We start from the raw sequence: 21,078 nt of genomic DNA, 5'->3' as shown, positions 1-21,078 counted from the left end.
AATCAATTCACTTGTTAGTCGATTAAGGGTTTTTTTATGCAAAGCGAACTGGACAGCTACGACCGCAAGATCCTCGCCTTGCTGCAAGAGGATGCTTCGCTTTCCAGCGCACAGATCGCCGAACAGGTGGGGCTCTCGCAATCGCCGTGCTGGCGGCGGATTCAGCGGATGAAAGAGGAGGGCATCATTCGCGCTCAGGTGACCTTGCTCGACCGCAAGAAAATCGGCCTGAACACGCAGATCTTCGCGGAGGTGAAACTCAATGCCCACGGGCGTTCGAACTTCACCGAATTCACCGAGGCGATTCGCGGCTTTCCGGAGGTGCTGGAGTGTTACGTGCTGATGGGGGCGGTGGATTTCTTGCTGCGGATTGTCACGGCGGACATCGAGGCCTACGAGCGTTTCTTTTTCGAGAAACTGTCGATGGTGCCGGGGATTCAGGAGGTGAATTCGATCGTGGCGTTGTCGGAGATCAAGTCGACGACCAGTTTGCCGGTGGTGCGATAAAGCAAAAAGATCGCAGCCTGCGGCAGCTCCTACATTCGGATGGAGTACACCCGTAGGAGCTGGCGAAGCCTGCGATCTTTTCGGTATTACAGGCGCAGTAACATTTTCCAGGCACGGTTCTGATACACCGCAATCGCCTGCTGCTTGCGCGCATCCAGGACTTCGTCGGTGATCGATTCGTTAGCCAGTTGCGCCAGTTTGTTCAGCTCGCCGTAGAGGCGATCCATTTCCGGGATCTCCAGCACGTTACGCGCATGGTGCAGCCAGACCTGGATGCGTTCGATGCGCGGCAGTTGCTCGGCCAGGTCTTCCGGTTGTTGCTGGTAACGTTGCAATTGCAACGAAGTGGCCTCTTCGCCCAAAAGGCGCGGCAACCAGCTGCCCAGTTGCGCAGCGCCCTGGCGATTGCCACGGGTGTTGCGGTCGGCGGCCCAGGTGCGGGCCAGCAGCCAGCGCGAGCTGGTCAGGGAGAACAGGCCCCAGCGCGGGTCTTCGAGCTCTTCGAGGAACTGCTCGGGCGCGGCTTTGCGCACGTCTTCATCTTCCAGACCGGCCTGGACCAGCGGGCGCCAGTCTTCCAGCAAGGCATCAAGGGCGATACGCAGGTCGTGGGTCGACTGACGCGGAGCGGCCTGGCCCAGGCTGCTGATCAGCGCGCGCATTTCCGCGAGACATTCGATCCAGTCCTGCAACAGGCGCCAGTGACCATTGAAGCGATACTGCTCGGCCAGACGCTGGCTGCTGCCCAGCAAATGCCAGCTCAGCGCGGCGAACGCGTCGTCCAGCGGCGTTTCGGCGGTGATCTGCGGCGCCGGCAGGCTCAACGAATAGCTGTGGGCGTCGTACAGGCGATAACCGCGCTCGGCCTTGCTGATGTCGCAAGGCATCAGGGCCAGTTTCTCGGCCAGCTCGGCGGCCAGTTCCAGCAGGGCTGCCGGCTCGCCTTCGCGCAGTTCCAGTTCCAGCTCACAGATTTCTTCTTTCTGCTTGCCAACCACGACGTGACCCAGGTCCAGCGCGGCTTCGATGACCACTTTGGTCTTGCCGCGACCCCAGGCGATTTCCGCGCGTTCGCGGACGAAGTCGGTGGTGAAGATTGGCTTCAGGGTCTTCTTGTCCAGCTCGGCCAGTTCCTCGGGCCAGCATTCGCCGTCGAGTTTCTTCAAGTCGAGCTTGGCCTTGGGCAGGGGCCAGTTGAATTCATTACGCTCGGACAAGCCGGCGACGCTCTGGCCGCGGGTCTTGAGGGTCTGAATCACTTCTTCGCCATCCTTGCGCAGGCGCAGGGCGACTTTGGCCTGGGCCAGGTCGCGCTCGGGCGTGTCGAAGTACTGATTCATCAACTCACGGCGTTCCCAGCCACTTTTGTTGCGTTTTTTCAGTAACGGGTGCTCGCGCAGGGCGGCGAGGGTTTCGCGGCTGACGCGGAGTTTGATTTCGGTTTCTTTCTGCATGGCCGGAAAATCCAGGATCGGGAGCGCAGCCGGGGGAATGTGTGGCTGCCAAGGTCGTGCAGTGTACAGGACTCACGGTTAGTACGCGCCGAGACGGTTTATTCCTGTCATCGGTTGGTTCTATGATGGACCTCAATTCGGGTGCCGGGAGTCAGCGATGCCATTGCCATCGATGAAAGAACAATTCGCTGCGTTGATCGCCGCACCGTCGGTCAGTTGCACGCAGCCCAGTCTCGATCAAACCAACCGCCCGGTTATCGATCTGCTGGCGACGTGGCTCGGTGAGCTGGGTTTCACCTGCGAGATCCAGCAGGTCAGCCCTGGCAAGTTCAACCTGCTGGCCAGTTTCGGCTCCGGCCCCGGCGGCCTGGTGCTGGCCGGGCACAGTGACACCGTGCCGTTCGACGGCGCGCTGTGGCAAACCGACCCGTTGAAGCTGACTGAAGTCGACGGTCGTTGGATTGGCCTGGGCAGTTGTGACATGAAGGGTTTTTTCGCCCTGGCCATCGAGGCGGTCAAACCGCTGCTCGATCAACCGTTCAAACAGCCGTTGCTGATTCTCGCCACCTGCGATGAAGAAAGTTCGATGTCCGGTGCCCGCGCGCTGGCCGAAGCGGGGCGACCGCTGGGGCGGGCGGCGGTGATCGGCGAGCCGACCGGGCTCAAGCCGATCCGCATGCACAAAGGCATCATGATGGAACGCATCGACATTCTCGGGCAGAGCGGTCATTCCTCCGACCCGCGCCTGGGCCACAGCGCCCTGGAAGCCATGCACGATGCCATCGGTGAACTGCGTGGCCTGCGCCTGTTGTGGCAGCGCGAATTCCGCAATCCGCAGTTTGGCGTGCCGATGCCAACGATGAATTTCGGCTGCATCCATGGCGGCGACAACCCCAACCGAATCTGCGGCCAGTGTTCGCTGGAATTCGATTTGCGCCCGCTGCCCGGCATGGACCCCAAAGTCCTGCGCGCCGAGATCCTGCAGAAGCTCAAGCCGGTTGCCGAGCGGCATCAGGTCAAGATCGATTACGCGCCGTTGTTCCCTGAAGTGCCGCCGTTCGAGCAGGCTGAGGACGCCGAGCTGGTACGCCTTGCCGAAAAGCTCACCGGTCACAGCGCCGAAGCAGTGGCGTTCGGCACCGAAGCACCTTATCTTCAGCGCCTTGGCTGTGAAACGCTGGTGCTTGGCCCGGGTGATATCGCTTGCGCCCACCAGCCGGGGGAATACCTCGAAATGTCACGTTTGCAGCCTACGGTGCATCTATTAAGGCAACTGATCGAACACTATTGCCTGGCACCGGCGCCGTTCGTATAAAGGGCGGGCATTTAAATTGCCGGTACCCCAACCCGTATTCATGAGGAGAGCGCGCGTGTCGCCAAGCCTGTTCCGACGATAACCATCAGCCCGCTGTGCGTTTTTCTGTTTCGCCCTTTTTTCGGCTGCTATTTATTACAGGCCCAGGTTCATGCCCGAATACGTCAATTGGCTTCGTCACGCTTCGCCTTACATCAACGCCCACCGCGATTGCACCTTTGTCGTCATGCTGCCCGGCGACGGCGTTGAGCATCCGAACTTCGGCAATATCGTCCACGACCTGGTGCTGTTGCACAGCCTGGGTGTGCGTCTGGTACTGGTTCACGGTTCCCGCCCGCAAATCGAAGCGCGCCTCACGGCCCGCGGCCTGACCCCGCATTACCACCACGGTATGCGTATCACCGATGCCGCGACCCTGGAGTGCGTGATCGACGCAGTTGGCCAGTTGCGCATTGCCATTGAGGCTCGCCTGTCGATGGACATGGCTTCGTCGCCGATGCAGGGCTCGCGCCTGCGGGTGGCCAGCGGCAACCTGGTGACGGCACGGCCGATCGGCGTGCTTGAAGGCGTCGACTATCACCACACCGGCGAGGTGCGCCGGGTCGACCGCAAGGGCATCAACCGTCTGCTGGACGAGCGCTCCATCGTGCTGCTGTCGCCGCTGGGCTATTCGCCGACCGGGGAAATTTTCAACCTGGCCTGCGAAGACGTCGCCACCCGCGCGGCCATCGATCTGGGCGCGGACAAGCTGCTGCTGTTTGGCGCCGAACTGGGCTTGATCGACGAAAACGGGCGCCTGGTGCGCGAATTGCGTCCGCAACAGGTGCCGGCGCATTTGCAGCGCCTGGGCAGTAACTATCAGGCGGAACTGTTGGATGCCGCTGCCGAAGCTTGTCGTGGCGGTGTGGCCCGTAGTCATATTGTCAGTTATGCCGAGAACGGTGCACTGCTGACCGAACTGTTCACCCGTGACGGCGGCGGTACGCTGGTGGCCCAGGAGCAGTTCGAAGTGGTGCGCGAAGCGGCCATCGAAGACGTCGGCGGACTGCTGGATTTGATCAGCCCGCTGGAAGAGCAGGGCATCCTGGTGCGCCGTTCCCGCGAGGTGCTGGAGCGCGAGATCGAGCAGTTCAGCGTGGTCGAGCGCGAAGGCATGATCATCGCCTGTGCGGCGCTGTATCAGATTGCCGATTCGGATGCCGGTGAACTGGCGTGCCTGGCGGTGAATCCGGAGTATCGCCATGGCGGTCGCGGTGATGAATTGCTGGAGCGCATCGAGACCCGCGCCCGGGCTCAGGGTTTGAAGACTTTGTTCGTCCTTACCACCCGTACCGCTCACTGGTTCCGCGAGCGTGGTTTTGTGCCGAGCAGCGTTGACCGTCTGCCGTCGGCGCGGGCGTCGCTGTACAACTATCAGCGTAATTCGAAGATCTTCGAAAAAGCCCTTTGAGGTTTGAACGACTTTTGTAGGAGCTGCCGCAGGCTGCGATCTTTTTGATTTTGCTTTTTCAATATCAAAAGATCGCAGCCTGCGGCAGCTCCTACAGGAACCTTGTGTTACTCCTGCACAAACTTCGCACTGACATACGGCGAATAGTCCGCCAGCACCGTCTCCACCTTCCCTTGCTCCTTCAAGAATTTCGCCGTCTCGCCAATGGCCTTGGCCGTGCCGCCGTCCAGTAGCGCGGTGCTCTGTTGCGCCTTGGCATCCGGGAATGCGGATCCGGCCAGTAACTCCGGCACATCGGCGGCATTGGCACCGGTCAGTTTGGCGATTTTCTGCACGGGCTCCGAGTCCACCGTCCAGTCGGCTTTATGCGCTGCGTAGTCGGCAAAGGCGTCGAGGGTGACCTTGGCGAATCTGGCCACCACCTCCGGGTGCTTCTCGGCGTAATCCTTGCGCGCCACCCAGACTTCAAAGGTGGGCGCACCCCATTGGCCTACCTGCGCAGCGTCGGTCAGGGTCTTGCCAGTCCTGCGGATTTCCCCCAGGGCGGGCGACCAGACAAACGCGCCATCAATATCACCACGCTTCCAGGCTGCTGCGATTTCCGCCGGCTGCAGGTTCACCACTTTGACTTGCGAACTGTCCAGGCCCCAGTGCTTCAGCGCACCAAGCAGGCTGTAGTGGGAGGTTGAAACGAAAGGCGTGGCGATGGTCTTTCCGATCAGATCTTGCGGTTTCTCGATGCCGCTGCCGTTGCGCACCACCAACGCTTCGGCCGCGTTGATCTGGGCCGAGACGATGAACGCGACAATCGGCAGGTTGCGCGAGGCGGCAGCGGCCAGCGGACTGGAGCCGAGATTGCCGATTTGCACATCACCGGAGGCAATCGCCGTGACCACTTCCGGGCCGCTGTTGAAGCGTCGCCAGTCGATGGGCTGGCCAATGGTTTTTTCATAAAGGCCATCGGCCTGGGGGACTTTGCTGGGGTCGATTCCGGTTTGATAGCCGACAGTGAGGTTTGCTGCCTGGGCGGCGAAAGAAAATGCGAGAGATACACAAACTGTAACAATTGGTCCGGATAGTGCGCGTTTGGTCGTCATGGGGCCGCCTTTCGGTAAGGATTTGTTTCCGAATTGCGTAAAAAACTAATCGATCTAAAAAAACAAAAATAAATACTTTTTAGGAATTAGCTTATGAGCCGAACCCTCTGTTCTGGGGGATCTGTAAATCGGGCGCTAAATTCCTAAACGGTATTAGAAAAGAATCGGGTAATTCTTTTCAGGTTCATGACGAACTCATGACCCGGCAGGGACCAAAAAACGGGGATTAGACTATGGTCGTAGACACACATGGTTACGATTGACTTGTGGGTCACGGTCTGGCGCTAATCGCGAATCTTAGGATTTCGGGCGACGACTCGAGACCAGGAATACAAGAATTAGAATCGAGAGGAGCTACACAATGAACAAGTCCACCTTGGCTTTGGCCGTGGCCGTAGGGGTTTTGGCGCAGCAGGCAGGCGCCGCAGGTTTCCTGGAAGACAGCAAGGCGTCCATCAGTTCCCGGACCATGTATTACAACAACGATAACCGTGAAGGCGGTGCGGATCAGAAAGAGTCCGCGGAAGGCCTGAAATTCGATTATCTGTCCGGTTTCACCCAAGGCACTGTCGGTTTCGGTATCGACGCCCAGGCACTGCTGGGTATCCACCTGGACGGCGGCAAGGGTCACCACCCGGACAACAACACCTTCTTCCCAAGCGACACCGATGGTTCGGCCGTACACGAATGGAGCCGTGCGGCGGCCAACGTCAAGGCGCGCTTCTCGAAGACCGAAGCCCACCTGGGTGGCGCTCTGGCACCCAACTTGCCGATCCTGGTCGCGAACGACAGCCGTCTGCTGCCGCAGACCTTTGAAGGCGGCACCATCACTTCGAAAGAAATCGACAACGTGACCTTCAACGCAGGTCAGTTGGAGCATTCGGCGGGTCGCGCTTCTTCGAACTCCACCGGCCTGGCCGTGGCTGGCGGTACAGAGGACAGCAACAAGTTCTACTACGGTGGTGCTGACTGGAAGGTCACCAAGGACCTGACCCTGCAGTACTACCACTCGAATCTGAAGGACTACTACAAGCAGGACTTCCTGGGCTTGGTCCACGTGTTTACGATCGACGCCAAGCAGTCCTTCAAAACTGATATTCGCTACTTCGACAGCAGCTCCGACGGCAAGAACGGTGATCCGGGTTTCCGTTTCAACAACAACAACGGTTTCGCCAAGACCCCGGGCGAGGTCGACAACAAGACCTGGAGCGCCATGTTCACCTACACCCTGGGTGGCAATGCCTTCCTGGTCGGTCATCAGCGCGTCAGCGATGACGGTGGTTTTGTCTACCTGAACCAGGGCAACGTGGTCGATGGCAATGGCCGTCCGGAAGGGAACGGCGGCGCCAGCTTCTACCTGTTCACCGATTCCATGATCAACGGGTTTGTTCGTGCCGGTGAAAACACCACCTTCGGTCAATACTCCTATGACTTCGCCGGACTGGGCGTGCCGGGCCTGAAAACTTCGATCGCCTACCTGCATGGCGACAACATCAAGGCTACCAACGGCAGCGGCCCTGATGGCTCCGAGTGGGAACGCGACATGCGGATCGACTACACCATCCAGCAGGGCACGCTCAAAGGTTTCGGCGTAACGCTGCGTAATGGCGTCTACCGTGGCAGTGAAGTCTCCAACAACCCTGATGTTGACCAGACTCGTCTGATCTTCAACTACACCTACAGCTTCCTGTAACAAGCCTTGAGAAAAAAACCTCGCCCGCTGGCGAGGTTTTTTTTGTTCGTTCTTTTATATTCCATAAAGATCTTTGCTGATTATTTATTATTCTTTTTGGTTTTTAAATATCCCGCTTAAAGTGCGTCTGTCCGCCACTCATCCCTGAGCCCGGATTTGGCAGTTTCGTCCCTCGATATTTGCTCAGGTTCAGGATTCGGCCTTGCCGCCGATACCTCGGATCTGTCGTGGGAAGCCATATTCCTAAGCGGAATTAAAAACTATCAAAAAATTCTTTTTGGCTTTAAGGCCATGTATCCTGCGGCCCGCAAAACGACCGGCCTAGACGGTTTGCCGCGAATTAATGCATTCAGGATCCCGGGCAATCGATTCGGGACCAGGAACATCAGAACTAGAAACGAGAGGAGCGAAACATGAACAAGTCCACCTTGGCCATGGCTGTGGCCGTCGGGGTTTTGACCCAGCAGGCAAGCGCCGCGGGTTTTATCGAAGACAGCAAGGCAACACTGGGGCTGCGTAACTTCTACATCAATACCGATTACCGTGACGGTACTGGCCCGAACAAAAACGAAGAATGGGGCCAAGGCTTCGATCTACGTTTCATCTCGGGTTACACCCAGGGCACCGTCGGCTTCGGTATCGATGCGATCGGCCTGTTGGGCGTCAAACTGGATTCCGGTGGCGGCACCAACGGCGCGAGCAACAACTCGTATGGCGGCACCGTGTTCCCGAGCAAGTCCAACGGCGAAGCGGTTGATGACTTCTCCAGCCTGGGTTTGACTGCCAAAGCCAAGATCTCCCAGACCGAGCTGAAGCTGGGTACCTTGCAGCCCAAGCTGCCGGTGATCGTGACCAACGACGGTCGTCTGTTGCCGCAAACCTGGCAGGGTGGCCAGATCTCCTCGAACGACATCAAGGACCTGACCTTGATCGGCGGTCAGATCGAGCAGGTAAAAGGTCGTAACTCGAGCAACAATGAACAGTTGTCTATCTCTGGCGCCAACAGCCGTTCCGCTGCAGGCCGCGACAGCAACAAGTTCATCTATGCCGGTGGCGACTACAAGATCACCAAGGACCTGACGGCCCAGTACTACTACGGCACCCTGGAAGAGTTCTACAAGCAACACTTCCTGGGTCTGGTGCACAACTGGGCCATCGGCCCTGGCGTGCTGAAGTCTGACTTGCGTTACTTCAACAGCTCCGACGACGGTGCCAACGGTCACGATCCTCTGTACTACACCACTGGCAACTACAGCGGTGCAGCCAACGGCAAGGGTAAGGTCGACAACAATCTGTACAGCGGCCTGTTCCTGTACTCCGTTGCCGGCCACACCTTCGGTGGCGGTTATCAGGTCAGCAACGGCAGCAGCGATTTCCCTTGGCTGAACCAGGGCGACGGTTCATCGAACTACACCATCACCGATTCGCAAATCCAGAAGTTCGGCCGTGCCGGCGAGCGTACCTGGCTAGCACGCTACTCCTATGACTTCGCCAAGGTCGGCGTACCTGGCCTGACTGCTGGCCTGGTGTACCTGCGCGGTGACAATATCGATACCGTTAACGCCAAGGGGGGCGAGGCGGCCAATGGTGCCTCTGAGTGGGAGCGCGACCTGACCGTGGGTTACGTCGTTCAGTCCGGCGCGCTGAAGAACCTCGGCCTGATGTGGAAAAACGCCACGTGGCGCACCGACCTGCCGAACACCCGTTCGCAGGACGAAAACCGCCTGATCGTCAGCTACTCGATCCCGCTGTTGTAATAAGCGCTCGCGTAACCGAGACAAAAAAGCCCCGCCCGGTATTGCACCGGGCGGGGCTTTTACATTTTCAAGACGGGTTCACCCCCGTAATCCCGCCTTGAACTTCCCTCTTTGCAGCAACTCAAGGCCTTCTCGAACCTTGGGGGCGATGTTCGGCCGGTTGCGCGGGCACGTCCAGTGAACAGATATTTAATATTTCTTTATGATCTAAATAAATCGATATTTATTCTTTTTAATAGATAAAAAACACAGGCACAGTTGAACCCATCAAGCACTTACAAGGAGCAGCACCATGGGTCTCAGACTTGGCGATATCGCCCCCGATTTCGAACAGAACTCCAGCGCAGGCACCATCCGTTTCCATCAGTGGCTGGGCGATAGCTGGGGCGTGCTGTTTTCCCATCCCGCGGACTTCACACCGGTGTGCACGACTGAGCTGGGCTTCACCGCGAGGCTCAAGGATGAGTTCGCCGCGCGCGACGTCAAGGCCATCGCTTTGTCAGTGGACCCGGTGGAGTCGCACCACAAGTGGATCGAGGACATCAACGAAACCCAGGGCACCGTGGTCAACTTTCCGATCCTGGATGACGCCGACCGCAAGGTCTCGGACCTCTACGACCTGATCCACCCCAACGCCAACGACACCCTGACCGTGCGCAGTCTGTTCGTGATCGACCCGAAGAAAAAGGTCCGGCTGACGATTACCTACCCGGCGAGCACCGGCCGCAACTTCAATGAAATCCTGCGGGTGATCGACTCGCTGCAACTCACCGACAACTACAAGGTGGCCACGCCGGCCAACTGGCAAGACGGTGATGAGGTGGTGATCGTACCGTCGCTCAAGGATGAAGATGAAATCAAACAGCGCTTTCCCAAGGGCTATCGGGCGGTCAAGCCTTACCTGCGTCTGACGCCGCAGCCCAATCGTTGAAGGTCAGAAGATCGCAGCCTGCGGCAGCTCCTACGTGCATACGTCGATCCCTGTAGGAGCTGCCGCAGGCTGCGATCTTTTCAAGGCACCCACAAAGCAGGGGATTTCAGGCCGTTTCGACGGCCTGTTTTTTTGCCTGGAAGAAACCGGGTTATATATTTCTTTTATGCATAACCAAATGAATAAATATGATTTATGGATATATGAATCAGCTGTTAAGGTCACTCCATCGAAGCGAGATCGCAAACCGCGAATCGCCAACACCGTGCAAGGAATCGTCTGAATGTTGGTTGTCTCACTCGGTGGCAGTCCCAGTCAGCGCTCTCGTTCCGGGGTGCTGCTGGATCGCTCCCAGCGTTGGTTGCAAGGGCAGGGCGTGGAAGTAGTGAGTTATCAGGTGCGGGACTTCCCGGCCGAGGACTTGCTGCACGCACGCTTCGACAGCCCCAAGGTGATCGACTTGTTGCAACAGATTGAAAATGCCGATGGCCTGCTGATCGCCACACCGGTTTACAAGGCATCGTTTTCCGGAGCACTGAAAGTCGTGCTGGATCTGCTGCCCGAACGCGCCTTGAGCCACAAGGTGGTTCTGCCGATGGCCACTGGCGGCAGCATCGCCCATATGTTGGCAGTGGATTACGCGCTCAAGCCGGTGCTGTCGGCATTGAAGGCCCAGGAAATGCTGCAAGGCATTTTCGCCGTCGACAGCCAGATCGCCTACGGCGAAGGCAGCGCCCAGGCGCAGTTGGCACCGGAGCTGGAACAACGACTGAATGAATCGCTGGAGCTGTTTTTTAGCGCCATGGCGCGACGGCCCAAGCCGCTCGACCCGAACCTGTTGAATGATCGTTTGTTGAGTGCTCGCTGGAGCATTTGAACCTCACCAAAAAATTGAAGTACTGGCCTTACTCGCCCGCCAACGGGCAAGCAGGTGCAGCCAAAACCCAACTGCAAAAAGGAGAGCGCCATGCGCCCTGTCATTTTGCGTCGTGGTCTGGTCGCTCTGTTTGCTGCGGCTTTGACCTTCGGCGCCATTACTCAAGCTCAGGCGCTTTCTACCCGGGAAGGCGTGCTACGAATCGGCTATCAGAAATACGGCACCCTGGTGCTGCTCAAAGCCAAGGGCACCCTGGAAAAACGTCTCGCCGCCCAAGGTGTGGACGTGCAATGGACGGAATTCCCCGGTGGCCCGCAACTGCTTGAAGGCCTGAACGTCGGCTCCATCGACTTCGGTGTTACCGGCGAAACGCCTCCGGTGTTTGCCCAGGCAGCGGGTGCCGATCTGCTCTACGTCGCCTATGAACCGCCAGCGCCGCACAGTGAGGCGATCCTGGTGCCGAAGGACTCGGCGATCAAGTCGGTGGCGGACCTCAAGGGCAAGAAAATCGTGCTCAACAAGGGCTCCAACGTGCACTACCTGCTGGTGCGTGCGCTGGAAGATGCCGGCCTCAAATACACCGACATCCAGACCGTATTCCTGCCGCCGGCCGATGCCCGCGCCGCGTTCGAGCGTGGCAGTGTCGACGCCTGGGTGATCTGGGACCCGTACCAGGCCGCTGCCGAACAACAGCTGCAAGCGCGCACCCTGCGCGATGGCCAAGGCATCGTCGACAACCATCAGTTCTACCTGGCAACCAAGCCTTATGCGCAGAAAAATCCCGAGGTGATCAAGACACTGGTGGAAGAAGTGCGCGCGGTAGGCGAGTGGTCCAAGGCTAACCCGCAAGAGGTGACCCAACAGGTTTCACCGCTGCTCGGCCTGCCAGCGGACATCACCCTGACCTCGGTGAAACGCCAGGGCTATGGCGCGCTGTTCCTCACCCCGGAAGTGGTCGCCGCACAGCAGAAAATCGCCGACAGCTTCTACCAGCTCAAGCTGATTCCCAAGCAGTTGAGCATTAAAGACGTGATCTGGACGCCGCCGGCTGCCGTTGCCCAAAGCTCAGTAACCAAAGCCCAATAATTCGATTCCCCAAGGAGACCACTCCATGAGCCTCAATATTTTCTGGTTCCTGCCTACCCACGGCGACGGCCATTACCTTGGCACCGCCGAAGGCGCTCGCGCCGTTGACCACGGTTATCTGCAACAAGTGGCGCAAGCGGCGGATCGTCTGGGCTTCGGCGGTGTGCTGATTCCTACCGGTCGCTCCTGCGAAGACTCGTGGCTGGTGGCGGCATCGCTGATTCCTGTGACCCAGCGCTTGAAGTTCCTGGTTGCCCTGCGCCCGGGGATCATTTCCCCGACGGTGGCGGCGCGTCAGGCTGCGACCCTGGATCGACTGTCCGGCGGTCGTGCGTTGTTCAATCTGGTGACGGGTGGGGATCCGGAAGAGTTGGCGGGCGATGGTCTGTTCCTGAGCCACGAAGAGCGCTATCAGGCCTCGGTGGAATTCACCCGCATCTGGCGTCGGGTACTGGAAGGCGAAACCGTCGATTACGACGGCCAGCACATCAGCGTGAAGGGGGCGAAATTGCTCTATCCGCCGATCCAGCAACCGCGTCCGCCGCTGTACTTCGGCGGTTCCTCTGAAGCCGCCCAGGATCTGGCCGCCGAACAGGTGGAAATGGTCCTGACCTGGGGCGAACCACCGGCCGCCGTTGCGGAAAAAATCGAACAGGTCCGTGCCAAGGCCGCCAGGCTTGGTCGCACCGTACGCTTCGGCATTCGCCTGCATGTGATCGTGCGTGAAACCAACGCCGAAGCCTGGCAAGCGGCGGACAAATTGATCTCGCATCTGGACAACGAAACCATCGCCCGTGCCCAGGCTTCGCTGGCGCGTTTCGATTCGGTCGGTCAGCAACGCATGGCTGCGCTGCATGGCGGAAGCCGTGACAACCTGGAAGTCAGTCCTAACCTGTGGGCCGGCGTCGGTCTGGTGCGCGGCGGTGCCGGTACGGCGCTGGTGGGCGATGGTCCGACCGTGGCCGCCCGCGTGAAGGAGTACGCGGACCTGGGCATCGATACCTTCATCTTCTCCGGTTATCCACACTTGGAGGAGTCGTACCGGGTGGCGGAGTTACTGTTCCCGCACCTCGATGTCGAGCGTCCTGAACTGCCGAAGAGCGCCGGTTACGTCAGCCCGTTCGGCGAGATGGTCGCCAACGACATTCTGCCAAAAGCCGCGTCCCAGAGCTGAGGCGCGATCATGAAGAAAATCATCCACAGCCTGGCGCCCTGGGCGTTGCCGGTGTTGTTGCTGGCGGTGTGGCAGTTGAGTGTGTCGGCGGGCTGGTTGTCGACACGAATCCTGCCGGCACCCATCGCCGTCCTCGAGGCCGGCGTGAGCCTGGTGCGCAGTGGCGAAATCTGGACGCACTTGGCGATCAGTGGCTGGCGTGCCGCGCTGGGCTTCACCATCGGTGGTGGCATCGGCCTGACCCTTGGCTTCATCACTGGTCTGTCGAAGTGGGGCGAGCGCTTGCTCGACAGTTCGGTGCAGATGATCCGCAACGTGCCGCACCTGGCGCTGATTCCACTGGTGATCCTGTGGTTCGGCATTGATGAGTCGGCAAAGATTTTCCTGGTGGCGCTGGGCACCTTGTTCCCGATTTACCTCAACACCTATCACGGCATCCGCAATGTCGACCCGGCGCTGGTAGAGATGGCGCGTAGCTATGGCCTGAGCGGTTTCAGCCTGTTCTGGCAGGTGATTTTGCCGGGGGCGCTGCCTTCGATTCTGGTTGGCGTACGCTTCGCGCTGGGCTTCATGTGGCTGACGTTGATCGTCGCGGAAACCATTTCCGCGAGTTCCGGCATCGGCTATCTGGCGATGAATGCCCGGGAGTTCTTGCAGACCGACGTGGTGGTGCTGGCGATTCTGTTGTACGCGGTGCTCGGCAAACTGGCAGACCTCGCGGCCCGTGGACTTGAACGAGTGTGGCTGCGCTGGCATCCGGCGTATCAGGTTGCGAGGGGAGGTTCGGTATGACTGCCCAACAGCCTCCACGCCTGCTGCGCGGGACTCCGCTGGTGGTGCGCAAGTTGCAAAAAACCTTCGGTGCGCGGCAGGTGCTGCGCGAGATCGACCTGCACATTCCGGCGGGCCAGTTTGTCGCTGTGGTCGGTCGCAGTGGTTGCGGCAAAAGTACCCTGTTGCGCTTGCTCGCCGGCCTCGATCAACCAAGCGGCGGTGAGTTGTTCGCCGGTGCCGCGCCATTGAGTGATGCGCGGGAGGATACGCGGCTGATGTTCCAGGAAGCGCGTTTGCTGCCCTGGAAAAAGATCATCGACAACGTCGGTCTGGGCCTCAAGGGGAACTGGCGGCCGCAGGCGCTTGAAGCTTTGGAAGCGGTGGGCCTGGCCGATCGTGCCCACGAGTGGCCGGCCGCGCTGTCCGGTGGGCAGAAGCAACGCGTGGCATTGGCTCGTGCGTTGATTCATCAGCCGCGCCTGCTGTTGCTCGACGAACCTTTGGGTGCGCTGGATGCCCTGACCCGAATTGAAATGCAGCAACTGATCGAACGGCTCTGGCAGCAGCACGGCTTCACGGTGTTGCTGGTGACCCATGACGTCAGTGAAGCCGTGGCGATTGCCGATCGGGTGATCCTGATCGAAGACGGCGAAGTCGGCCTCGACCTGCACGTGGAACTGCCGCGCCCTCGGGTTCGTGGTTCCCATCGGCTGGCGGCGCTGGAAACCGAAGTGCTAAATCGCGTGCTGGCGCTGCCCGGCCAACCGCCGGAACCGGAACCTGTTTCACCCTTGCCTACGCAATTGCGCTGGGCTCAATAACTCAAGTCTTACCCAACGACAGGAATCAACATCATGACTATCAAGGCCATCAACGTTCGCAACCAGTTCAAGGGCTCCATCAAGGAAATCGTCCTCGGCGACGTGCTGTCGGAAATCGACGTGCAGACCGCGTCCGGCATTGTCACTTCGGTGATCACCACGCGTTCGGTGAAAGAGCTGGAACTGGCGGTCGGCAGTGAAGTGATCGCGTTTGTGAAATCCACCGAGGTGTCGATCGCCAAGTTGTAAGGCAGATGCGTAAACAACAACCCCGAAGGGTTTGAGCCCTTCGGGGTTTTTTATTCGTTAAGATCAAAAGATCGCAGCCTTCGGCAGCTCCTACTGGAATACGCATTCCGATGTAGGAGCTGCCGAAGGCTGCGATCTTTTAAAGCGCCACACGCTTGGGCAAATACGGCGGCAAATACAACCCCACATAAGCATCAAACACCCGCATCCCTTCCTCGGCCATGCGTGGCGTAATCTGCCCGTGCTGCTGCACCGAGCGCGCATACACCCGGTCGCCCAGTTCCATGGCCAGGGCAAACACATCGACATCACTGGGCAACGTCGGCAGCTCGAAGTGATGGTCGAACAGCTTGTGCATCAGGTCGCCCAGTTCGATGTCGTGCTGGCGGTCGGCCTGGGTGACTTCAGTCAGACCGTGCTGGGCCAGAATGAGTTGGCGGGCGGCGGCGTCTTCTGCGTAGATGTCGAGCATGCGTTGTTCCACCAGTCGCGACAGATCGCGCCAGCCATTCAAGGCGAGATGGTCGATGGGAGCTTGCAGGCAGGCGCGGAAGGCCGCATGGACGTCGGCGGTCAAGGCTTCGAGCAAAGCCGGCACGCTGGCGAAGAAGTGGTAGACCGAGGAGGGCGGAATCTCCGCGCGCTCGGCGACGCTGTAGATCGACAGACTGGCCACACCCTCGGCAGCCAGCAGCGTGCGAGCGGCATCGAGTATCGAATCGATCCGGGCCTGGCTGCGTGCGCGGGGTTTGCGGGGGGTGGCTACGCGTGTCATTGGAGTCTCCTGCGGGGCAGCGGGCATTGTACGCAGAGCGGGCAGATGTTCCATATCCCCTGTGGCGAGGGAGCTTGCTCCCGTTGGGTCGCGAAGCGGCCCCAAAACGGCCGATGCGGTGTGCCTGACAGAACCGACTGCGGATTAAAGGGAGTCCTTCGGCCTCCAGCGGGAGCAAGCTCCCTCGCCACGGGGTTTGATGGCACCCATAAAAAAACGCCGCCGGCTTTTACAGCCGGCGGCGTTTTTTTTACTGCAACCGATTAAACGGTATGCAGGTACCAGTTGTACTCGAGGTCGGAGATGGAGTGTTCGAACTCCTCCAGCTCACTCTCTTTGCACGCGACGAAGATATCGATGTATTTCGGATCGATGTACTTGGCCATGACTTCGCTGTCGTCCAGCTCGCGCAGTGCATCGCGCAGGTTGTTCGGCAGGCTCTGCTCGTTCTGCTCGTAGCTGTTGCCTTCGACCGGGGCGCCAGGCTCGATCTGGTTGGTCAGGCCGTGGTGCACACCCGCCAAAACCGAAGCCATCAGCAGGTACGGGTTGGCATCGGCGCCGGCTACACGATGCTCGATGCGCACGGCGTCGGAAGAACCGGTCGGTACGCGAATCGCCACAGTACGGTTATCCAGGCCCCAGCACGGCGAGTTCGGCACGTAGAACTGTGCGCCGAAACGACGGTAGGAGTTGACGTTCGGGCAGAGAAAAGCCATCTGCGCCGGTAGGGTCTCGAGCACACCGCCGATCGCGTGACGCAGTGCGGCGTTCTGCTCGGGATCCTCACTGGCAAAAATATTCTTGTCGTCTTTGTCGAGAATCGAAATGTGGACGTGCAGACCATTACCCGCCTGGCCTGGGTAAGGCTTGGCCATGAAGGTGGTGTCCATTTCATGGTCGTAGGCGATGTTCTTGATCAGGCGCTTGAGCAGGACCGCGTAGTCGCAGGCCTTGATCGGGTCGGCCACGTGGTGCAGGTTCACTTCGAACTGCGCCGGGGCACTTTCCTTGACGATGGCGTCGGCCGGGATGCCTTGCTCTTTTGCACCTTCCAGAATGTCCTGGAGGCAGTCGACGTATTCGTCGAGGTCGTCGATCAGGTAGACCTGAGTCGAGTGCGGACGTTTGCCGGAAACCGGCGAGCGAGGTGGTTGCGGACGACCGTTCACGTTCTCCTGGTCGATCAGGTAGAACTCCAGTTCGAACGCGGCACAGATGGTCAGGCCCATTTCGTCGAACTTGCGTACCACATTGGCCAGCACTTCACGCGGGTCGGCGAAGAATGGCTCGCCTTCGAGTTCGTGCATGGTCATCAACAGTTGCGCGGTCGGGCGCTTCTGCCATGGCTCGTTGCATAGGGTATCGGGGATTGGATAGCAGATTCGGTCAGCATCACCGATGTCCAGGCCCAGGCCGGTGCTTTCCACCGTCGAGCCATTGATATCCAGAGCAAATAGAGAGGCCGGCAGGTTGATGCCTTTCTCGTAAACCTTGTGGAGGCTGGTGCGTTCGATGCGCTTGCCGCGCACCACACCATTCATATCCGCAATCAGAAGGTCAACGTACAGAACCTCAGGATGTTCCTTAAGGAACGCGTTCGCTTCGTTAAGCTGAACGGCACGCGGGGGTACCGACATGATGCAACACCTTTGTTGTTAAAAATATCAATCATTGATCTTTTCAGATTCCAGTCAACCCGAACGGCATGCCGAAGTCAAGCGAGGCCTTTTTTGCCCTAAAAAAGCGCCCGTGTGGCTTTTTTGAGGCACTTTGGGGCGTTTTTATGCCTTTAGCCTCCATGGCGCCCGCAGGCTTGAGCGGGCCGTGTTGTATTTTTTACGGGGGTGTTGTGTAAAAAAATGAACAAGGCTAAGCTCGAATCAAACCCATAACAGCAATAATACCGGGGTGCTTCATGTCTCGCCTGCCGATAATCGGCGTCACCGACTGCTCAAGACAGGTCGGTCGGCATGTTTATCACATCAGTGATGACACGTCCGTCCGTTGCGTGGTCTCAGCGGTTCTGGTGATCCTCCCATCCGTGACGGTTCAACCGTCCCCGTCCGATATTCTGGACGGTCGTGATGGCACCCCCATTACGGTTACTCCATTCAATATAGAACCGATTCACAATAGCGGCCTGACCATCGTTCAGGGCACCGCTCGCGATTCTGCACGCCCGGCTTCTGCAGCCGTGTCGGCAAGCACGATAATCTGCCGCGCAAACGCTCTACAACGCGACGCCGATGCGTCAAACAACGCCTGACCTTAAAAGGGTCAGACAACTCAAGCCTAGAGGCATTTATGAGTAACAACCTCGACCAGCTCACCGATTGGTTGAAAAACCACAAGATCACAGAAGTCGAATGCATGATCGCCGACTTGACCGGGATTACCCGGGGCAAGATTTCGCCGACCAACAAATTCATCGCCGAAAAAGGCATGCGCCTGCCAGAAAGTGTGCTGTTGCAGACAGTGACCGGCGATTACGTCGAAGACGACATCTATTACGAGCTGCTCGACCCGGCCGATATCGACATGATCTGCCGTCCAGACCAGGGCGCGGTGTACCTGGTGCCGTGGGCCATCGAGCCGACCGCCATCGTCATCCACGATACCTACGACAAGCAAGGCAACCCGATCGAGCTGTCGCCGCGCAACGTGCTCAAGAAAGTCCTGAAACTCTATACCGACAAAGGCTGGCAGCCGATCGTGGCGCCGGAAATGGAGTTTTACCTGACCAAGCGCAGTGACGACCCGGACTACCCGCTGCAACCGCCGATCGGCCGTTCCGGTCGTCCGGAAATCGGTCGCCAGTCGTTCTCCATCGAAGCGGCGAACGAATTCGACCCGCTGTTCGAAGACGTCTACGACTGGTGCGAATTGCAGGAACTGGACCTCGATACCCTGATCCACGAGGACGGCACGGCGCAGATGGAAATCAACTTCCGTCACGGCGATGCCCTGTCCCTGGCCGACCAGATCCTGGTGTTCAAGCGCACCATGCGCGAAGCCGCGCTCAAGCACGACGTGGCCGCGACCTTCATGGCCAAGCCGATGACCGGCGAGCCGGGCAGTGCCATGCACTTGCACCAGAGCATCATCGACATCGAGACCGGCAAGAACATCTTCTCCAATGAAGACGGGACCATGAGCCAGTTGTTCCTGCACCACATCGGTGGTCTGCAGAAGCTCATTCCCGAACTGTTGCCGCTGTTCGCACCCAACGTCAACTCGTTCCGCCGCTTCCTGCCGGATACTTCGGCGCCGGTGAACGTGGAGTGGGGTGAAGAGAACCGCACCGTGGGCCTGCGGGTACCGGATGCGGGGCCGCAAAACCGACGGGTGGAAAACCGCCTGCCCGGCGCCGATGCCAACCCGTACCTGGCGATTGCCGCGAGCCTGCTCTGCGGTTACATCGGCATGGTCGAAGGCCTGAACCCGAGTGCGCCGGTGGTGGGGCGAGGCTATGAACGCCGCAACCTGCGCCTGCCGCTAACCATCGAAGACGCACTGGAACGCATGGAAAACAGCGCGACCATCGAGCGGTACCTGGGCAAAAATTTCATCACTGGCTACGTTGCGGTCAAGCGGGCCGAGCATGAAAACTTCAAGCGCGTGATCAGTTCGTGGGAAAGGGAATTCCTGCTCTTTGCCGTCTGATACGCCGGGCGCCGCCGCTGCCTGGCGGCGCCTTCACCTGATTGTTTTAGGAGATTCGTATGACCAGCAACAATCCGCAAACCCGTGAATGGCAAACCCTGAGCAATGATCACCACCTGGCTCCGTTCAGCGACTTCAAGCAGCTGAAAGAGAAAGGCCCGCGGATCATCACCAACGCCAAGGGCGTTTACCTCTGGGACAGCGAAGGCAACAAGATCCTCGACGGCATGGCCGGCCTGTGGTGCGTCGCGATTGGTTATGGTCGCGATGAACTGGCCGATGCCGCCAGTAAACAGATGCGTGAACTGCCTTACTACAACCTGTTCTTCCAGACTGCGCACCCACCGGTACTGGAACTGGCCAAGGCCATCGCCGACATTGCGCCAGAAGGCATGAACCATGTGTTCTTCACCGGCTCCGGCTCCGAAGGCAACGACACCATGCTGCGTATGGTTCGTCACTACTGGGCGATCAAGGGCCAGCCGAACAAGAAAGTCATCATCAGCCGCAAGAACGGCTATCACGGTTCCACCGTGGCCGGCGCGAGCCTGGGCGGCATGACGTACATGCACGAACAGGGCGACTTGCCGATCCCGGGTATCGTACACATCGCCCAGCCGTACTGGTTCGCCGAAGGCGGCGACATGACCCCGGAAGAATTCGGTATCTGGGCGGCCAACCAGCTGGAAGAAAAGATTCTGGAAGTCGGCGTCGACAACGTCGGTGCCTTTATTGCCGAGCCGATCCAGGGCGCCGGTGGCGTGATCATTCCGCCAGAGACCTACTGGCCGCGCATCAAGGAAATCCTCGCCAAGTACGACATCCTGTTCGTGGCTGACGAAGTGATTTGCGGTTTCGGTCGTACCGGCGAGTGGTTTGGTGCCGATTTCTACGACCTCAAGCCAGACATGATGACCATCGCCAAGGGCCTGACCTCGGGCTACATCCCGATGGGCGGCCTGATCGTGCGTGATGAAGTGGTGGATGTGCTCAACGAAGGCGGCGACTTCAACCACGGCTTCACTTACTCCGGTCACCCGGTAGCCGCTGCGGTGGCGCTGGAAAACATCCGCATCATGCGCGACGAGAAGATCATCGAGCGTGTACATGCAGAAACGGCACCGTATTTGCAAAAGCGTCTGCGGGAACTGAACGATCACCCGCTGGTGGGTGAAGTTCGTGGCGTGGGTCTGCTGGGGGCCATCGAACTGGTCCAGGACAAGGCCACGCGCAAGCGCTACGAAGGCAAGGGCGTCGGCATGATCTGCCGTCAGTTCTGCTTCGATAACGGCCTGATCATGCGCGCCGTCGGCGACACCATGATCATCGCTCCGCCACTGGTGATTACACCGGCGGAAATCGATGAACTGGTGACCAAGGCTCGCAAGTGTCTTGACCTGACCCTGAGTGCATTGCAGGGCTAAGTGCTAGGCTCTGAGCGGAAGTCCAAAG

The 21,078-nt window shown here is 59.1% G+C and carries 19 protein-coding genes; 15 read left to right on the top strand and 4 right to left on the bottom strand.

Features of this window, described 5'->3' with window-relative positions:
- Positions 1 to 36 precede the first annotated feature (36 nt).
- Positions 37 to 507 (top strand): Lrp/AsnC family transcriptional regulator, encoded by a 471-nt coding sequence (locus ACM6G4_RS08885; RefSeq protein WP_056726407.1) that lies wholly within the window; start codon positions 37 to 39, stop codon positions 505 to 507.
- An 86-nt stretch (positions 508 to 593) separates the two neighbouring features.
- Here the strand turns inward: ACM6G4_RS08885 and ACM6G4_RS08880 are convergent, their stop codons facing one another.
- Positions 594 to 1,961: an inorganic triphosphatase gene (locus tag ACM6G4_RS08880; protein WP_414913505.1), complete on the bottom strand. Its 1,368-nt coding sequence runs from the start codon at positions 1,959 to 1,961 to the stop codon at positions 594 to 596.
- Positions 1,962 to 2,118: 157 nt separating this feature from the next.
- On the opposite strand from ACM6G4_RS08880, the gene argE reads away from it, so the two are divergent.
- The gene (gene argE / locus ACM6G4_RS08875; protein WP_414913504.1) at positions 2,119 to 3,276 is read left to right on the top strand and encodes an acetylornithine deacetylase; all 1,158 of its coding nucleotides are present in this window, start codon (positions 2,119 to 2,121) and stop codon (positions 3,274 to 3,276) included.
- 151 nt (positions 3,277 to 3,427) lie between these two features.
- Positions 3,428 to 4,726, top strand: coding sequence for an amino-acid N-acetyltransferase (gene argA / locus ACM6G4_RS08870; protein WP_223541302.1), 1,299 nt, complete (start codon positions 3,428 to 3,430; stop codon positions 4,724 to 4,726).
- 107 nt (positions 4,727 to 4,833) lie between these two features.
- Here the strand turns inward: argA and tauA are convergent, their stop codons facing one another.
- Positions 4,834 to 5,823: a taurine ABC transporter substrate-binding protein gene (gene tauA / locus ACM6G4_RS08865; RefSeq protein WP_056726411.1), complete on the bottom strand. Its 990-nt coding sequence runs from the start codon at positions 5,821 to 5,823 to the stop codon at positions 4,834 to 4,836.
- A 361-nt stretch (positions 5,824 to 6,184) separates the two neighbouring features.
- On the opposite strand from tauA, the gene ACM6G4_RS08860 reads away from it, so the two are divergent.
- From ACM6G4_RS08860 to ACM6G4_RS08815, 10 genes are all read left to right on the top strand, one after another.
- Positions 6,185 to 7,516 (top strand): OprD family porin, encoded by a 1,332-nt coding sequence (locus ACM6G4_RS08860; RefSeq protein ID WP_414913503.1) that lies wholly within the window; start codon positions 6,185 to 6,187, stop codon positions 7,514 to 7,516.
- 413 nt (positions 7,517 to 7,929) lie between these two features.
- The gene (locus tag ACM6G4_RS08855; protein ID WP_223541303.1) at positions 7,930 to 9,273 is read left to right on the top strand and encodes an OprD family porin; all 1,344 of its coding nucleotides are present in this window, start codon (positions 7,930 to 7,932) and stop codon (positions 9,271 to 9,273) included.
- A 292-nt stretch (positions 9,274 to 9,565) separates the two neighbouring features.
- Positions 9,566 to 10,204, top strand: coding sequence for a peroxiredoxin (locus ACM6G4_RS08850; protein WP_056726414.1), 639 nt, complete (start codon positions 9,566 to 9,568; stop codon positions 10,202 to 10,204).
- Between the two features lie 34 nt (positions 10,205 to 10,238).
- Positions 10,239 to 10,487 (top strand): hypothetical protein, encoded by a 249-nt coding sequence (locus tag ACM6G4_RS08845; RefSeq protein WP_223541304.1) that lies wholly within the window; start codon positions 10,239 to 10,241, stop codon positions 10,485 to 10,487.
- Positions 10,488 to 11,081 (top strand): NADPH-dependent FMN reductase, encoded by a 594-nt coding sequence (ssuE, locus tag ACM6G4_RS08840; RefSeq protein WP_056726415.1) that lies wholly within the window; start codon positions 10,488 to 10,490, stop codon positions 11,079 to 11,081.
- Between the two features lie 90 nt (positions 11,082 to 11,171).
- Positions 11,172 to 12,167: a sulfonate ABC transporter substrate-binding protein gene (locus ACM6G4_RS08835; RefSeq protein ID WP_409078180.1), complete on the top strand. Its 996-nt coding sequence runs from the start codon at positions 11,172 to 11,174 to the stop codon at positions 12,165 to 12,167.
- A gap of 25 nt (positions 12,168 to 12,192) precedes the next feature.
- On the top strand, positions 12,193 to 13,341 hold the full coding sequence (gene ssuD / locus ACM6G4_RS08830; RefSeq protein ID WP_056726417.1) for an FMNH2-dependent alkanesulfonate monooxygenase: 1,149 nt from the start codon (positions 12,193 to 12,195) through the stop codon (positions 13,339 to 13,341).
- A gap of 9 nt (positions 13,342 to 13,350) precedes the next feature.
- Positions 13,351 to 14,133 carry an aliphatic sulfonate ABC transporter permease SsuC gene (gene ssuC, locus ACM6G4_RS08825; protein ID WP_414913502.1) on the top strand — a complete coding sequence of 261 codons (783 nt, stop codon included), beginning with the start codon at positions 13,351 to 13,353 and terminating at the stop codon, positions 14,131 to 14,133.
- The gene (ssuB, locus tag ACM6G4_RS08820; RefSeq protein WP_056726419.1) at positions 14,130 to 14,936 is read left to right on the top strand and encodes an aliphatic sulfonates ABC transporter ATP-binding protein; all 807 of its coding nucleotides are present in this window, start codon (positions 14,130 to 14,132) and stop codon (positions 14,934 to 14,936) included. Before ssuC ends, ssuB begins: the two co-directional genes overlap by 4 nt.
- Positions 14,937 to 14,969: 33 nt before the next feature.
- The gene (locus tag ACM6G4_RS08815) at positions 14,970 to 15,185 is read left to right on the top strand and encodes a TOBE domain-containing protein (protein WP_007967989.1); all 216 of its coding nucleotides are present in this window, start codon (positions 14,970 to 14,972) and stop codon (positions 15,183 to 15,185) included.
- Between the two features lie 139 nt (positions 15,186 to 15,324).
- Here the strand turns inward: ACM6G4_RS08815 and ACM6G4_RS08810 are convergent, their stop codons facing one another.
- Both ACM6G4_RS08810 and ACM6G4_RS08805 read right to left on the bottom strand, forming a co-directional pair.
- The gene (locus ACM6G4_RS08810; protein ID WP_056726420.1) at positions 15,325 to 15,960 is read right to left on the bottom strand and encodes a TetR/AcrR family transcriptional regulator; all 636 of its coding nucleotides are present in this window, start codon (positions 15,958 to 15,960) and stop codon (positions 15,325 to 15,327) included.
- 263 nt (positions 15,961 to 16,223) lie between these two features.
- The gene (locus ACM6G4_RS08805) at positions 16,224 to 17,600 is read right to left on the bottom strand and encodes a glutamine synthetase family protein (protein ID WP_414913501.1); all 1,377 of its coding nucleotides are present in this window, start codon (positions 17,598 to 17,600) and stop codon (positions 16,224 to 16,226) included.
- A 667-nt stretch (positions 17,601 to 18,267) separates the two neighbouring features.
- Between ACM6G4_RS08805 and ACM6G4_RS08800 the strand changes: the two genes are divergently transcribed.
- Complete coding sequence (locus ACM6G4_RS08800; RefSeq protein WP_056726421.1) at positions 18,268 to 19,626, top strand: glutamine synthetase family protein; 1,359 nt, start codon at positions 18,268 to 18,270, stop codon at positions 19,624 to 19,626.
- Between the two features lie 59 nt (positions 19,627 to 19,685).
- Positions 19,686 to 21,050 (top strand): aspartate aminotransferase family protein, encoded by a 1,365-nt coding sequence (locus tag ACM6G4_RS08795; RefSeq protein WP_056726422.1) that lies wholly within the window; start codon positions 19,686 to 19,688, stop codon positions 21,048 to 21,050.
- The last annotated feature ends 28 nt before the right edge of the window (positions 21,051 to 21,078 follow it).

This window comes from Pseudomonas sp. IT-P258 (assembly GCF_949767825.1).
GTDB lineage: Bacteria > Pseudomonadota > Gammaproteobacteria > Pseudomonadales > Pseudomonadaceae > Aquipseudomonas > Aquipseudomonas monachiensis.
The sequence above is the reverse complement of the archived record's forward strand: the minus strand, read 5'-3'. Positions and strand labels throughout refer to the sequence as shown.